This window comes from Pseudomonas sp. B3G-3 (assembly GCF_028640915.1).
In the GTDB taxonomy this organism is placed as follows: domain Bacteria; phylum Pseudomonadota; class Gammaproteobacteria; order Pseudomonadales; family Pseudomonadaceae; genus Aquipseudomonas; species Aquipseudomonas chlororaphis_I.
Genome location: NZ_JAQZAB010000110.1, coordinates 83946 through 98430 on the forward strand (window position 1 = coordinate 83946; position 14485 = coordinate 98430).

A 14485-nucleotide genomic window follows, 5' to 3' on the forward strand; every position below is an offset into this window, starting at 1 on the left:
TTGACCGTAGGAGCGAGGCTTGCCCGCGATGCTTTTACAACGCCAAAGGCGCGCGCTCGCACAAGGCGTTCAATGCCTTGGCCCATTGCGGGTCGTCGTTCAGGCATGGCACCAGCACCAACTCCTCCCCTCCCGCTTCGCGGAACTGCTCGCGACCGCGATCGCCGATCTCTTCCAGGGTCTCGATGCAGTCGGCGACGAACGCCGGGCACATCACCAGGATCTTCTTCACCCCCTGCCGGGCCAGCTCATCCAGACGCGCCTCGGTGTAGGGCTCGATCCATTTGGCACGCCCCAGACGAGACTGGAACGACACCGACCACTTGCCGTCCGGCAGCCCCATGCGCTCGGCGAATGCCCGGGCCGTGCTCAGGCACTGGCCGCGGTAACAGGTGGCGGCCACCTCGGGGGTTGCGTCGCGGCAGCAATCGCCGTCCAGGCTGTGGCCGGGATTGAGTTTTTTCAGGTGCCGTTCGGGCAAGCCATGGAAGCTCAACAGCAAATGATCGAAGTCCTGTTGCAGGTGCGGCCTGGCACTGGCCACCAGCGCGTCGAGGTACTCCGGCTGATCGTAAAACGGCTGCAGCACCGAAAGCTGTACATCCAGCTTCTTGTCGCGAATCACCCGCCGGGCTTCTTCCACCACCGTGGTCACGGTGCTGTCGGCGAACTGTGGATAGAGTGGCGCCAGGGTGATTTTCTTCTGCCCCTGGGCCACCAGACGCAACAACGCCGACTCGATGGACGGCTCGCCATAACGCATCGCCAGCTCCACCGGGCCGTGCTTCCACTCACTCGTCATGGTTTCCTGCAGACGGCGGCTGAGCACCACCAGCGGCGAACCCTGCTCCCACCAGATCGAGGCGTAGGCATGGGCCGATTGCTCCGGACGCTTGATCAGGATCAGCGACACCAGCAGCCGCCGGACCGGCCACGGCAGGTCGATCACGTAAGGGTCCATCAGGAATTGATTGAGGTAGCTGCGCACATCCGCCACCGAGGTGGAGGCCGGCGAACCCAGGTTGACCAGGAGCAACGCGTGATCGGTCATGCAACGTCCTATTTCAGAGGCGGCTGGACAGGTCATCCAGGGCCGCGCGCAAATCAGTGAACTGGAAAGTGAATCCGGCGGCCAACAACCGCGCAGGGACCGCGCGTTGACCACCCAGCAGCAACAACGACAATTCCCCCAGGCCGACGCGCAAGACAAAGGCCGGCACCGGCACTAGCGCCGGCCGGTGCAAGACGCTGCCCAGGGTCTTGGCGAATTCGCGATTGCGCACCGGCTTGGGCGCGCAGGCATTATAAGGACCGCTGGCATCACTGCGGTGCAGAAGAAAATCAATCAGGGCGATTTGATCCTTGATATGAATCCACGGCATCCACTGCCGACCGTTGCCGATCGGCCCGCCCAGGGCCAGTTTGAAGGGCAGCAGCAAGCGCGACAAAAAGCCGCCCTCGGCCGCCAGCACCAGGCCCGTGCGAATCAGCACCACCCGCACGCCCATGGCCTCGGCACGTTGCGCGGTCTCCTCCCAGGCGATGCATAACTGGCTGGCGAAATCCTCACTGACCGGAGGCGAGTCTTCGTTCAGCTCGCGCTCCCCGCCATCGCCATACCAGCCCACCGCCGACCCGGAGATCAACAACCCGGGTTTCTGCCCGCGGCTTTCCAGCCAGGCCAGGAGCTTTTCGGTCAGGGTAATTCGGCTGCTCCAGAGCAGCGCCTTGCGCTTGTGGGTCCAGGGCCGATCGGCGATCGGCGCTCCCGCCAGATTGATGATGGCGTCGACCGGCTCCTCCGCAAGTTCGTCCAGGCGGGCGATGCCGCGGACCTGGGTGCCACACAGTTTGGGCACCTCGGCAGGCCGACGACTCCATACGGTCAACTGATGGCCCTGGGTCAGCCAGTGACGGCAGAGTTGACGTCCTATCAAACCAGTACCGCCGGTCAGCAATATGTGCATGACATCTTCCTCGCGTGGCGTTTTACCCGGATCACTAGTCTATTTTTATAAGCAGGGATCTTTTCAATCGGGCAGGCTCTGTGTTTAACAATAGGACACCCTGTAAAACCGATAACGCCGAAAGTTATACCAAAAAACAAAATTGTACAGCTTTTAACGACGGCGTCTGCACAGAAAGGTAAACGAGGCCCCTATGACCGTACCCATCGCAATCATCGGTACCGGCATCGCCGGACTCTCGGCCACCCAGGCGCTGAGAGACGCCGGGCATGTCGTGCAACTCTTCGACAAGAGCCGCGGCAGCGGCGGGCGTATGTCCAGCAAGCGCAGCGACGCCGGCGCACTGGACATGGGCGCTCAATATTTCACCGCTCGCGACCGGCGCTTCGTCACCGAAGTCCAGCGCTGGCAAGCCAATGGCTGGGCCGCCGAATGGGCGCCGCAGCTGTACAACTTCCATGGCGGCCAGCTCACCCCGTCGCCGGACGAACAGACCCGCTGGGTCGGCACCCCGCGCATGAGCGCCATTACCCGTGGCTTGCTGGGCGAAACGGAGGTGCATTTCGCCTGCCGAATCACCGAGGTCTACCGCGGCGAACAGCATTGGCACCTGCAGGATGCCGAAGGTTTCACCCACGGCCCGTTCAGCCACGTGATCATCGCCACGCCGGCCCCCCAGGCCACCGCTTTGCTGGCTGCCGCGCCAAAACTGGCGAGTGCCGCCGCCGGGGTGAAGATGGACCCGACCTGGGCAGTCGCCCTGGCATTCGAGACCGCGCTGGAAACCCCGGTGGAAGGCTGCTTCGTACAGGACAGCCCGCTGGACTGGCTGGCCCGCAACCGCAGCAAACCAGGGCGCGACAACAGCCTCGACACTTGGGTCCTGCACGCCAGCAGCACCTGGAGCCGCCAGCACATCGACCTGCCGAAAGAAGCGGTGATCGAGCAATTGCACGGCGCATTCGCCGAGCTGCTGCACAGCGCCATGCCCGCCCCCAGCTTCAGCCTCGCCCACCGCTGGCTCTACGCCCGCCCGGCCAGCAGCCATGAATGGGGAGCCCTGGCGGATGTCGACCTGGGACTCTATGTGTGCGGCGACTGGTGTCTGTCCGGTCGCGTCGAAGGGGCCTGGCTCAGCGGGCAGGAGGCCGCCCGCCGGTTGCACGAAAACCTGTAAGCGCATCACCCCGCGTAACCTTGCTGCTGTCGCCATGGACAGCAGCCTGTCTCCCCCGCACCAAAACCCGAAACATACTTCTGCTGATCGGACTGTTCCGAGATGAAGAAAAACACGCGCCAAAATCTCCTGCGTTAGCCAGCCAGCAATCGAACGACTACAGCCCAGCGACCGACAGATGAGCAGGACGTAACCCGAAGGGCTGCGCAAAAAACCTGTACAAAATATTTGACTTGCACACCTTTGATCCTATGATGAGGCAAAGTTGTACAAGACCATATTTCTTGTACATGAAAAACCGGAGCCCTGCACATGCCCAGCAATCCGACCCAGGCCGACAAACCGAGAATCGCCATCAGCGCCTGCCTGCTGGGTGCGCCTGTGCGCTACAACGGCGGGCACAAGGAATCGCGCCTGTGCAGCCAGGCCCTCGCTGAGTTTTTCGAGTTTGTCCCGCTGTGCCCGGAAGTCGCCATCGGCCTGGGCACACCCCGCGAACCGATCCGCCTGGTGGGCGATCCGCGGCAACCGCGGGCCGTTGGCAGCATCAATCCTGCCATGGATGTCACCCAGGCCCTCACGGATTACGGCCAGCGCATGGCCGATGAACTGGGCAGCCTTTGCGGCTACATCTTCATGCAGAAATCTCCGTCCTGCGGCCTGGAGCGGGTCAAGGTCTACCAGGACCAGGGCCGTCCCGCCGAGCTCAGTGGGCGCGGTATCCATGCCCAGGCGTTCTGCAGCCGCCATCCGGACCTGCCGGTGGAAGAAGACGGCCGACTCAATGATCCGGTGCTGCGGGAAAACTTCCTGACCCGGGTGTTCGCCTACAGCGCCTGGCAGGATGTGCTCAGGCAAGGCCTGAGCCGTCGCCGCCTGACCGACTTTCACGCGCGCTACAAATACCTGCTGATGGCCCACAACCCGGAGCAATACAAGGCCCTCGGCACCCTGCTGGGCAACATGGGCCAAAGCGATCCGGCGCAGATCGGCCCACGTTATTTCAGCCAGCTGATGGCGGCCTTGAAAAAGTGCGCCACCCGCCGTACCCACAGCAACGTACTGCAACACATCAGCGGCTATCTCAAGCAAACCATCAGCCGCGAAGACAAACAGGAAATGCAGCACCTCATCGGCCAGTACCGCCACGGCATCGTGCCGCTGGTGGTGCCGCTGACCCTGCTCAAGCATCACCTGCGCCGGCACCCCGATCCCTACATCGCGCAACAGGTGTACCTGCAGCCGCATCCGGAAAGTCTCAGCCTGCGCAATGCGCTCTGAACCATGAACGATTCGACGTTCGACGACCCGGATGCATCCGCCAGCGAATCCGATCGCGCCCATGGGCAAGGCTGGCTGCCGATTCGCGAGGTGACCCGCCAGACCGGAGTCAACGCCGTCACCCTGCGGGCCTGGGAACGTCGTTACGGGCTGATCGTGCCGCAGCGTACCGCCAAGGGTCACCGGCTGTTTTCGAACGAACACGTGCAACGCATTCTGAAAATCCTGACCTGGCTCAATCGCGGCGTGGCGGTCAGCCAGGTCAAGCACCTGCTGGACGCCGAGCCTGCACTCAGCGAAGCGACCCACAACGACTGGCACCTGCAACGCCAGAGCCTGATCCAGGCCATCAGCCAATTGGCCGAGCGCCAGGTCGACGAAAGCGTCAACCAGGCCATGGCACTCTACCCGCCGCGGACCTTGTGCGAGCACCTGCTGCTACCGCTGCTGGACGAACTCGAACAGCGCTGGCAGGGCCGCTTCGGCATGCAGATGGAGCGGGTGTTTTTCCATTCCTGGCTGCGCAGCAAATTCGCAGTGCGAGTCTATCACAACAACCGCCAACTGCAAGGCGCCCCGCTGCTGCTGATCAATCACTCGGACCTGCCGCTGGAGCCGCACCTGTGGCTCTGCGCCTGGCTGATCAGCAATAGCGACTGCCCGGTGGCAGTCTTCGACTGGCCGCTGCCCCCCGGTGAGCTGGCCCTGGCCGTCGAGCGCCTGAAAGCGCGGGGCGTGCTGCTGTACGCGAGCCAGTCGATCAACCTGCGGCAATTGCCACGTCTGCTCGGCGGCCTCGACTGCCCGGCACTCATCGTCGGCCCCGCGGTGAGCATCCACCCCGCCGAACTGGCCATCTGCACCAACCAGATCGCCAATCTGCACCTCGCCGCAGACCCACTCTCGGCGCACCAGGCCCTGACCGGGCTAGGACTTCTCTAAATGCAGGAACTCCCATGCAACTGATCTGGCTACGCAGCGACCTGCGCCTGCATGACAACACCGCGCTGAGCGCCGCCACCCAGCGCGGGCCGACCGTGGCCCTGTACCTGCTGAGCCCGCGGCAATGGCAGGCGCATGACGATGCACCGTGCAAGGTCGACTTCTGGCTGCGCAACCTGGAGCGACTGAGCAGCGACCTGGCCCGGCTGAACATCCCGCTGCTGATTCGCCAAGCGCCGAGTTGGGAGCAGGCACCCCAGGTGCTGCTGCAACTGTGCCGGGAACTGGCCGTCGAGGCGCTGCACGTCAACGAGGAATACGGCATTCACGAGAGTCGCCGCGATGCGGCGGTAGCCAGCCTGCTGAAGAGCCAGGGCGTGAGCTTCCACAGTTACCTCGACCAGTTGCTGTTCCGGCCCGGCAGTGTGCTGACCAAAAGCGGCGGTTACTTCCAGGTCTTCAGCCAGTTTCGCAAGGTCTGCTACAACCGGCTGCACAGCGCCCTGCCGCCACAGCTGGCGGCTCCCAGGGCGCAAGCCGCGCTGAGGATAAAAGCCGATGCGCTGCCCAGGCAGGTCGAAGGGTTCCCGACACCCGGCCCGCACCTGCAGGCGCTCTGGCCAGCCGGTGAAACCGCGGCGCAACAACGCCTGGCGCATTTTGCCGAGGCCCAACTCGTCCACTACCAGGCCGAGCGCGACCTCCCGGCCAAGCCTGGCACCAGTCAGCTTTCGCCCTACCTCGCCGCCGGTGTGCTGTCGCCACGCCAATGCCTGCACGCGGCGCTGCAAAACAACCGGGGCGAGTTCGCCAGCGGCAGCCCCGGCGCCGTCACCTGGATCAACGAACTGCTCTGGCGCGAGTTCTACAAACACATCCTGGTGGGCTATCCACGGGTGTCCCGGCTCCGGGCCTTCCGCCCGGAAACCGAAGCCGTGGCCTGGCGCGATGCCCCCGATGAGCTGGCGGCCTGGCAGCAGGCCCGCACCGGCCTGCCGATCATCGACGCAGCCATGCGCCAGTTGCTGGAAACCGGCTGGATGCACAACCGCCTGCGGATGATCGTGGCGATGTTCCTGACCAAGAACCTGCTGATCGACTGGCGCCAGGGCGAGCGCTTTTTCATGCGCCACCTGATCGACGGCGACCTGGCGGCAAATAACGGTGGCTGGCAATGGAGCTCATCCACCGGCACCGACTCGGCGCCCTACTTCCGGATCTTCAACCCGTTGAGCCAGTCGCAGAGGTTCGACAGCCAAGGGACTTTCATCAGGCACTGGCTGCCAGAGCTGGCGGAGCTGAATGAAAAAGATATCCACAACCCGGCCGCCATCGGCGGTCTGTTCGGCGTGGCCGATTACCCGCGACCGATGGTCGATCTGTCGATGTCCCGCGAACGCGCCCTGGCGGCCTTCAAGAACCTGCCGTCACGGGGCGTTGCCGAGGGGGATCGGGAATAAGGGGACGGCAGGCGTCCGTCAGTGGTTTCACACAGCCTGCGGCCACTGCCTTACACTGCGCGCCTATGACCACTATTCCTGTCACCCAGATCGCCGAAGCGGCGGTCACCTGCTCGAGCTGCGCGGCCTGCTGCTGCCAACTGGAAGTGATGCTGATCACCGAAACCGGGGTGCCCGAGCGTTTTATCGACACCGACGATTGGGGTGGCGAAGTCATGCTGCGGCTGGATGATGGCTGGTGTGCCGCGCTGGATCGCAACAGCATGCTGTGCAGCATCTACGAACAACGGCCGTTGATCTGCCGGGAGTTCGAGATGGGGGAAGTGGACTGCCTCAACGAACGCCGCGGCATCGCCACGGCGTATCGCTGAAAAGGGTCTTACAACGGCATGGTGTAATGCAGCGAGTAGCTCTCTACACCGTCGTTGGGCGTCGCGATACCGGCGTTGGAATAGTGCGTGGCACGGAGACCGACTTCATGCCCGCCGTTGAACCGCAGGCCGAAACCGAAGCGGTCCTCGAACTGGAACGCCGAACCGAGCTTGTTGTCCTCCACCTCGGTGTTGGCGAACACCGCCACGCCGATCCCCGCCTCGATGTAAGGCTTGATGTTCTGCCCGGCAAATTCGTACACCAGCACCGGCGAGAACGACAGGCTGTGGTTACTGGACTTCTCATCGCCATCCCAGAAGGTATAGGCGCCGCTCCAGTAGCCGGTCAGGCGACCGACATCGCTTTGCAGCCAGCTTTTGTCCCAATCGAATTGCATGCCCAGGCGATAGGTCTGGGTCGAATCGCCGGTCTGCCCCACCGAAAACTCGACGCCGGCCGCCTGTGCCGAAAAACTTTGCCCCAATAGCGTGGCTGCAAGTGCAGCCAAACAAAACACTCGTCTCATCAGGAACATCCTTTTCAAACGATTTGTATGGTGTTGTACAGATTCCGCAGACACGTTAATAGAAATCAGCGCTTGAACAGAAGTTCAGCGCAAATCAGCGCTTCTGCAGGATTTATTTATAAAGCGAAGCTTTGCACCGCTCCCGCCTCTTTCCAGAGCAACGGCAGGATATGTCTGAAGTGACACGGATCGCCGCTGGTCCAGAACTGAGCCTGGCGTGCAGGCCCCGCGGCCAACAGCTCGCGCTCACCGAGCAGGCGCTCCAACTGGCGGGCCACCGCGGCCCCGGTATCGATCAGGCTGATGTCCTCGGGGATCATCGACTTGAGCAACGGCTTGAGAAACGGATAGTGAGTGCAACCAAGGATGATGGTGTCGCAGCCGGCCGCCAGCAGCGGCTCGACATAACCCTGCAGCAGTTGGCGCAACGCGGGGCTGTGCAGGTCACCGGCTTCGATCCGCTCCACCAGGCCCGGGCATGGCCGGGTGATGACCTTGATGTCGGTGGCGAAACGATCGAGCAAGGCGGCGAACTTGGCACTCTGCAAGGTGCCGGTGGTGGCCAGCACGCCGACCACGCCACTGCGGGTCGCGGCGGCAGCCGGCTTGACCGCGGGCTCCATGCCGATGATAGGCCAGTCCGGATAATCCCGACGCAGGTCGGCGACAGCGGCCACGGTCGCGGTGTTGCAGGCCAGGACCAGTGCCTTGGCACCCTGCTCGCGGAAAAACCCGGCGACCAGGCTGCAACGCTGACGGATGAATTCGGGGGTTTTCTCGCCGTAGGGAATGTTGCCGCAATCGGCTACATATAGCAGCGACTCATGGGGCAGGCGCTGCTGGATCTCCGCCAGCACCGACAGGCCGCCGACGCCGGAGTCGAAGACGCCGATTGGCGCTTCACGCATGCCGGCCTCCACAGACGCTGCAGCCCGGGTCACGCTTGACCCGCAGTTCACGAAAGCGTGTGCCCAGGGCATCGATCAACAACAGGCGGCCCACCAGCGGCTCGCCGAACCCCACCAGCAGCTTCAACGCCTCGAGCGCCTGCAGGCTGCCCACCAGGCCCACCAGCGGCCCGACCACGCCGGCTTCGCTGCAGGTCAGTTCGGCTTCGCTGCCGTGCCCATATAAACAGTGGTAGCACGGGCTCTCGGGACGCCGTGGATCGAACACCGACAGCTGCCCTTCCAGGCGAATCGCCGCGCCGCTGACCAGCGGCTTGCCGGCGGCGACGCAGGCGGCGTTCACCGCCTCGCGGGTCGAGAAGTTGTCGGTGCAATCGAGCACCAGGTCCACCGCCGTGACCGCGGCCGCCAGGGAGTCGGCATCCAGCGCGGCACGATGGGGCACCAGCTGGATTTCGGGATTGATCGCGGACAGGCGACGCATCGCCGAATCGACCTTGCTCAGGCCGACGCTGTCGGTGTCATGGATGATCTGGCGTTGCAGGTTGGTCAGGTCGACCGTATCGAAGTCGGCCAGGTGCAGCTCGCCGACACCTGCGGCGGCCAGGTACAAGGCCACCGGAGCACCCAGGCCGCCCAGGCCGACGATCAATACGCGGCTGGCCTTGAGTCGCAACTGGCCGTCGATGTCGACGTGCTGCAACAGAATCTGCCGGCTGTAGCGCAGCAACTCCTGATCGTTCAGCACGGCAGGCTTCCTAAGCTGATGCGTTCATGACCGCCCAGGTCGACACGGCTGTGGACCTCGGCGAACCCTTGGCTGAGTAACAGGTCGCGTACGGCCGGCGCCTGGTCGTAGCCATGCTCCAGCATCAGCCAGCCGCCGGCTTCGAGGTGCCCTGGCGCCTGGGCGATGATCAGGCGCAGATCGTCCAGCCCGTCCTTGCCCGCGACCAGCGCGCTCTCTGGCTCGAAACGCACATCGCCGGCTGCAAGATGCGGGTCGGTGTCGGCGATATAGGGCGGGTTACTGATGATCAGTTGATAACGCTCGCCTTGCAAAGCGCTGAACCAATGGCTGTTCAGCACCGTGACATTGTCCAGTTGCAGGCGCTGGCGATTGCGTTCGGCCAGGGCCACGGCCTCCAGCACCCGGTCGACCGCGGTGACCCGCCACGCCGGGCGCTCGCTGGCCAGGGCCAGGGCAATGGCGCCGCTGCCGGTGCCCAGGTCGAGCACCTTGGCCGGCGTGGCGGGCAGCAATTCCAGCGCCGCCTCCACCAGCAATTCGGTGTCGGGACGCGGGATCAGGGTGTGGGGCGCCACTTCCAGATCGAGCTTCCAGAAGCCCTGCTGGCCAAGGATATAGGCCACCGGCTCGCCGGAACGGCGCCGCTGCAAGTAACTGGCGAAGGTCAATGCCGCTTCGCTGGGCACGATCCGCTCGGGCCAGGTGTGCAGGAAGCTGCGCGGCTTGCCCAGGGCAGCGGCCAGCAGCAACTCGGCATCCAGGCGGGCCGTGGGCGAATCGGGCAATTGGGCGGCGCGTAACAGGCTGGCGATGATGGTCATTTATGTTTACTCGCCCAGCGCCGCAAGTTGATCGGCCTGGTACTCGGCCAGAAGTGGCTCAATCACCGCTTCGACGCCACCGGCAAGGATTTCATCGAGGGAGTAGAGGGTCAGGTTGACCCGGTGATCGGTCACCCGACCCTGGGGAAAGTTGTAGGTGCGGATGCGCTCGGAGCGGTCGCCCGAGCCCACCAGCAGCTTGCGTTCGCTGGCGATCGCATTGGCCGCGGCGCTGGTCTGCTGGTCGTTGAGCTTGGCCGACAGCCAGGACATGGCGCGCGCCCGGTTCTTGTGCTGGGAACGTTCTTCCTGGCACTCGACCACGATGCCCGACGGGATGTGGGTAATACGGATCGCCGAGTCGGTCTTGTTGACGTGCTGGCCGCCGGCGCCGGAGGAGCGGTAGGTGTCGATCCGCAGGTCCGCCGGGTTGATCTCGATGGCTTCCTGTTCGTCCGGCTCGGGCAACACCGCCACGGTGCAGGCCGAAGTATGGATGCGGCCCTGGGATTCGGTGGCCGGCACCCGCTGTACACGATGGGCGCCGGATTCGAATTTAAGCTTGCCGTAGACGTTCTCGCCTTCGACCCGGGCGATGACTTCTTTATAGCCGCCGTGCTCGCCCTCGTTTTCCGAGAGGATCTCCAGCCGCCAGCCACGCCGCTCGGCATAACGCGAATACATGCGGAACAGGTCGCCGGAGAAAATCGCCGCCTCGTCGCCGCCGGTGCCGGCGCGGATTTCCAGGAACACGTTGCGCCCGTCGTTGGGGTCCTTGGGCAGCAGCATGCGTTGCAGGGTGCTTTCCAGCTCGACCAGTTGCTCCTTGGCCTCGCGGACTTCTTCCACCGCCATTTCGCGCATGTCCGGATCGCTGTCCTTGAGCAGCGCCTGGGCGCCCTCGAGGTCGGCCTGGACCTTGAGCACCTGTTTATAGGTCTCGACGATCGGCTCGACTTCGGCGTACTCCTTGGAATAGGCGCGGAACTTGGCCTGATCGGAAATGACTTCGGCGTCGCCAAGCAACGCGGTCAGTTCCTCGAAACGGTCCTGGAGGACATCCAGCTTATTGAGCAGTGACGCTTTCATTGCGGTTTTTTATCCGAAGAGTCCGAAGCGCCCTCACCGAGGGCAAAGAGTTCCTGGGCCATGGCCAGCGCATCCAGGCGGCCTTCAGCGGTCAGCTTTTTCAACTGGACGCTGGGCGCATGCAGCAATTTGTTGGTCAGGCCGCGAGCCAGTTGCATCAGGACGTCTTCGGCGCTGCTGCCGTTGGCCAGCATGCGCTGGGCCTTTTGCAACTCTTCGTCGCGCAGGCGCTCGCTCTGCTGACGATACGCCTTGAGCACATCCACCGCAGCCAGCTCGCGCAGGCGCACCATGAAGTCCTCGGCGCCGATGTTCACCAGCTCTTCCGCCGCCTGTGCCGCGCCTTGGCGGCTCTTGAGGTTTTCGGCGACCACTTCGTGGAGATCGTCGACGGTATAGAGGTAAACGTCGTCCAACTCGCCGACTTCCGGCTCGATATCCCGGGGAACGGCGATGTCCACCATGAAGATCGGCTTGTGCTTGCGCAGTTTCAGCGCACTTTCCACCGCGCCCTTGCCAAGGATCGGCAGCTGGCTGGCGGTGGAACTGATGACGATGTCGCTGTGCACCAGCTCCTGAGGAATGTCCGACAGCAGCACGGCATGGGCTCCAAACTGTTCGGCCAGGGTACTGGCGCGCTCCAGGGTGCGGTTGGCGACCACGATGCGCTTGACCCCCAGGTCATGCAGGTGGCGGGCGACCAGGGTAATGGTCTCGCCGGCGCCGATCAGCAGTGCCTGGCTGCGCTGCAGATCGCTGAAAATCTGTTTCGCCAGGCTCACCGCGGCAAAGGCCACGGAAACCGGGTTTTCGCCGATGGCGGTGTCGGTGCGCACCTGCTTGGCGGCGCTGAAGGTGGCCTGGAACAGCCGCCCCAGCAGCGGGCCAATGGTTCCGGCCTCACGCGCCACGGCGTAGGCGGATTTCATCTGCCCGAGGATCTGCGGTTCGCCCAGCACCAGCGAGTCCAGCCCCGAGGCAACACGCATCATGTGACGAACGGCCGCATCGTCTTCGTGCACATAGGCACTGGCGCGCAGGTCTTCGAGGCTCAGATGGTGGTACTCGGCCAGCCAGCGCAGCACGACATCCGCCGAAAGGTGATCCTGTTCTATATAGAGTTCACTGCGATTGCAGGTGGAGAGGATCGCAGCTTCGCGGCTGTCGGTGAGGCGGCAGAGCTGCTGCAAGGCCTCAACCAACTGCTCAGGGGTAAAGGCCACGCGCTCGCGGACGTCTACTGAAGCAGTCTTGTGGTTAATACCGAGTGCGAGGAAGGCCATTCAAGGTCGCTGATGATGTCGAGAAGCCGACAATTGTCCTACTTCGAAAGATTCAGAACAACCATTGCCGACTATTGTCCCAATAGACTGCCTCTGTAAGGCATCCGCTGAGTCTCGGTTATGTTTGGCCGAAGGCTTGTGTCATGATGATCCGACCGCAGGTTAGTCGTCCTCTTCCTATATGAATAGATCTTCCGCGTTGCTCCTCGCTTTTGTCTTCCTCAGCGGCTGCCAGGCCTTGGCACCCGTTTCACCGGACGCTACACCGCCGGTCGAAGACAGCACACCGGCTCCTGAAAAGCCCAAGGTTTACTCCTCGTTCAGCGAAGACACGATCTTCAGCCTGCTGAGCGCGGAACTGGCTGGCCAACGCAATCGTTTCGACATTGCCCTGGACAACTATGTCACCCAGGCCATCAACACCCAGGACCCGGGCATCTCCGAGCGGGCGTTTCGCATCGCCGAATACCTGGGCGCCGACCAGGCTGCGCTGGACACCGCGCTGATCTGGGCGAAAAACGCCCCGGACGACCTGGAAGCCCAGCGCGCCGCCGCCATCCAGCTGGCCCGCACCGGGCGTTACGACGAATCCATGGTCTATATGGAGAAAGTCCTGCAGGGCAAGGGCGATACCCATTTCGATTTCCTCGCGCTGTCGGCCGCCGACACCGACCAGGACACCCGCAACGGTCTGATGAAAAGCTTCGACCGCTTGCTGCAAAAACACCCGAACAACGGCCAGTTGGTCTTCGGCAAGGCGCTGCTGCTGCAACAGGACGGCGACACCCGCGAAGCCCTGAAACTGCTGGAGCAGAACCCGCCGGAAGAAGGCGAAATCGCGCCGATACTCCTGCGCGCCCGCCTGCTGCAAAGCCTCAGCCGCGCCGACGAAGCCCTGCCGCTGCTGGAAAAAAGCATTCGCAAATACCCGGACGACAAGCGCCTGCGCCTGACTTATGCACGCATGCTGGTTGAGCAGGATCGCATGGACGACGCCAAGGCCCAGTTCTCCAGCCTGGTCCAGCAGTATCCGGAAGACGACGAGCTGCGTTACTCCCTGGCGCTGGTCTGCCTGGAAGCCAAGGACTGGGAAGAAGCCAAGGGTTACCTGGAAGACCTGATCGCCCGGGAAAGCCATGTCGATTCGGCGCACCTGAACCTGGGCCGTATCGCCGAAGAGCTCAACGACCCGCAAGGCGCGCTGGCGGAATACGGCCAGGTCGGCCCAGGTAACGACTACCTGCCGGCACAATTGCGCCAGGCTGACATCCTGATGAACAACGGCCGTACCGCCGAAGCCGAAAAACGCCTGGCCGCCGCCCGCGACACCCAGCCGGACTACGCCATCCAGCTGTACCTGATCGAAGCCGAAACCCTGTCCGCCAACAAGCAGGGCGACAAGGCCTGGAAGATTCTCCAGCAAGCCCTGCAGCAATACCCGGACGACGTGAACCTGCTCTACACCCGGGCGATGCAGGCCGAGAAGCGCAATGACCTGGCGCAGATGGAAAAAGACCTGCGCCTGATCATCAAGCGCGAGCCGGACAACGCCATGGCATTGAACGCCCTCGGCTACACCCTGTCGGATCGCACGACCCGCTACGCCGAAGCCAAGGCCCTGATCGAACAGGCCCATCAGCTGACCCCGGACGATCCGGCGGTGCTCGACAGCCTGGGCTGGGTGAACTATCGCCTGGGCAACCTCGCGGAAGCCGAACGCCTGCTGCGCCAGGCGCTGGAACGCTTCCCCGACCAGGAAGTCGCCGCGCACCTGGGCGAAGTGCTCTGGGCCAACGGCAAGCAACGCGAAGCCAAGCAGATCTGGAGCAAGTTCCTCAAGGACCAGCCCGACAGCCCTATCCTGCGCAGTACCATCAAGCGCCTGACCGGATCAGAGACCCTTTAAGA

General features: G+C 63.5%; 14 protein-coding genes. 6 read left to right on the forward strand and 8 right to left on the reverse strand.

The features are described from left to right. Positions 1–34: 34 nt before the first annotated feature. Together hemH and PVZ80_RS18285 are read right to left on the reverse strand one after the other, a co-directional pair. A complete protein-coding gene (hemH, locus tag PVZ80_RS18280; RefSeq protein ID WP_028683376.1) occupies positions 35–1051 on the reverse strand; it encodes a ferrochelatase in 1017 nt (338 codons plus the stop codon). Between the two features lie 13 nt (positions 1052–1064). Continuing rightward, a complete protein-coding gene (locus tag PVZ80_RS18285; protein WP_273864329.1) occupies positions 1065–1967 on the reverse strand; it encodes a TIGR01777 family oxidoreductase in 903 nt (300 codons plus the stop codon). A gap of 193 nt (positions 1968–2160) precedes the next feature. On the opposite strand from PVZ80_RS18285, the gene PVZ80_RS18290 reads away from it, so the two are divergent. From PVZ80_RS18290 to PVZ80_RS18310, 5 genes are all read left to right on the forward strand, one after another. Then, positions 2161–3144, forward strand: coding sequence for an NAD(P)/FAD-dependent oxidoreductase (locus PVZ80_RS18290; RefSeq protein WP_009050779.1), 984 nt, complete (start codon positions 2161–2163; stop codon positions 3142–3144). 312 nt (positions 3145–3456) lie between these two features. Next, positions 3457–4425 carry a YbgA family protein gene (locus tag PVZ80_RS18295; protein ID WP_273864330.1) on the forward strand — a complete coding sequence of 323 codons (969 nt, stop codon included), beginning with the start codon at positions 3457–3459 and terminating at the stop codon, positions 4423–4425. Between the two features lie 3 nt (positions 4426–4428). Beyond that, positions 4429–5367 (forward strand): MerR family transcriptional regulator, encoded by a 939-nt coding sequence (locus PVZ80_RS18300; RefSeq protein WP_103331097.1) that lies wholly within the window; start codon positions 4429–4431, stop codon positions 5365–5367. Positions 5368–5381: 14 nt separating this feature from the next. Beyond that, positions 5382–6827, forward strand: coding sequence for a deoxyribodipyrimidine photo-lyase (gene phrB / locus PVZ80_RS18305; RefSeq protein ID WP_273864331.1), 1446 nt, complete (start codon positions 5382–5384; stop codon positions 6825–6827). A 65-nt stretch (positions 6828–6892) separates the two neighbouring features. Continuing rightward, positions 6893–7198, forward strand: a complete 306-nt coding sequence (locus tag PVZ80_RS18310) for a YkgJ family cysteine cluster protein (RefSeq protein WP_009050783.1) — start codon at positions 6893–6895, stop codon at positions 7196–7198. A gap of 8 nt (positions 7199–7206) precedes the next feature. On the opposite strand, the gene PVZ80_RS18315 is transcribed toward PVZ80_RS18310, so the two are convergent. The 6 genes from PVZ80_RS18315 to hemA all read right to left on the reverse strand — a co-directional run bounded on the left by PVZ80_RS18315 (position 7207) and on the right by hemA (position 12577). Continuing rightward, a complete protein-coding gene (locus PVZ80_RS18315; RefSeq protein ID WP_009050784.1) occupies positions 7207–7725 on the reverse strand; it encodes an acyloxyacyl hydrolase in 519 nt (172 codons plus the stop codon). Positions 7726–7841: 116 nt separating this feature from the next. Continuing rightward, positions 7842–8633, reverse strand: a complete 792-nt coding sequence (gene murI / locus PVZ80_RS18320) for a glutamate racemase (protein ID WP_009050785.1) — start codon at positions 8631–8633, stop codon at positions 7842–7844. Beyond that, positions 8626–9381 (reverse strand): molybdopterin-synthase adenylyltransferase MoeB, encoded by a 756-nt coding sequence (locus tag PVZ80_RS18325; RefSeq protein WP_023967387.1) that lies wholly within the window; start codon positions 9379–9381, stop codon positions 8626–8628. Before PVZ80_RS18325 ends, murI begins: the two co-directional genes overlap by 8 nt. Continuing rightward, a complete protein-coding gene (prmC, locus tag PVZ80_RS18330) occupies positions 9375–10205 on the reverse strand; it encodes a peptide chain release factor N(5)-glutamine methyltransferase (protein ID WP_028683382.1) in 831 nt (276 codons plus the stop codon). Before prmC ends, PVZ80_RS18325 begins: the two co-directional genes overlap by 7 nt. A gap of 6 nt (positions 10206–10211) precedes the next feature. Further along, entirely contained in the window at positions 10212–11294 is a 1083-nt protein-coding gene (prfA, locus tag PVZ80_RS18335) for a peptide chain release factor 1 (RefSeq protein WP_023967391.1), read from the reverse strand. Then, a complete protein-coding gene (hemA, locus tag PVZ80_RS18340; protein WP_009050788.1) occupies positions 11291–12577 on the reverse strand; it encodes a glutamyl-tRNA reductase in 1287 nt (428 codons plus the stop codon). Before hemA ends, prfA begins: the two co-directional genes overlap by 4 nt. A 181-nt stretch (positions 12578–12758) precedes the next feature. Here hemA and PVZ80_RS18345 point away from each other — a divergent pair, with 181 nt between their 5' ends. Next, positions 12759–14483 carry a tetratricopeptide repeat protein gene (locus PVZ80_RS18345; RefSeq protein ID WP_053269892.1) on the forward strand — a complete coding sequence of 575 codons (1725 nt, stop codon included), beginning with the start codon at positions 12759–12761 and terminating at the stop codon, positions 14481–14483. Positions 14484–14485: the final 2 nt, after the last annotated feature.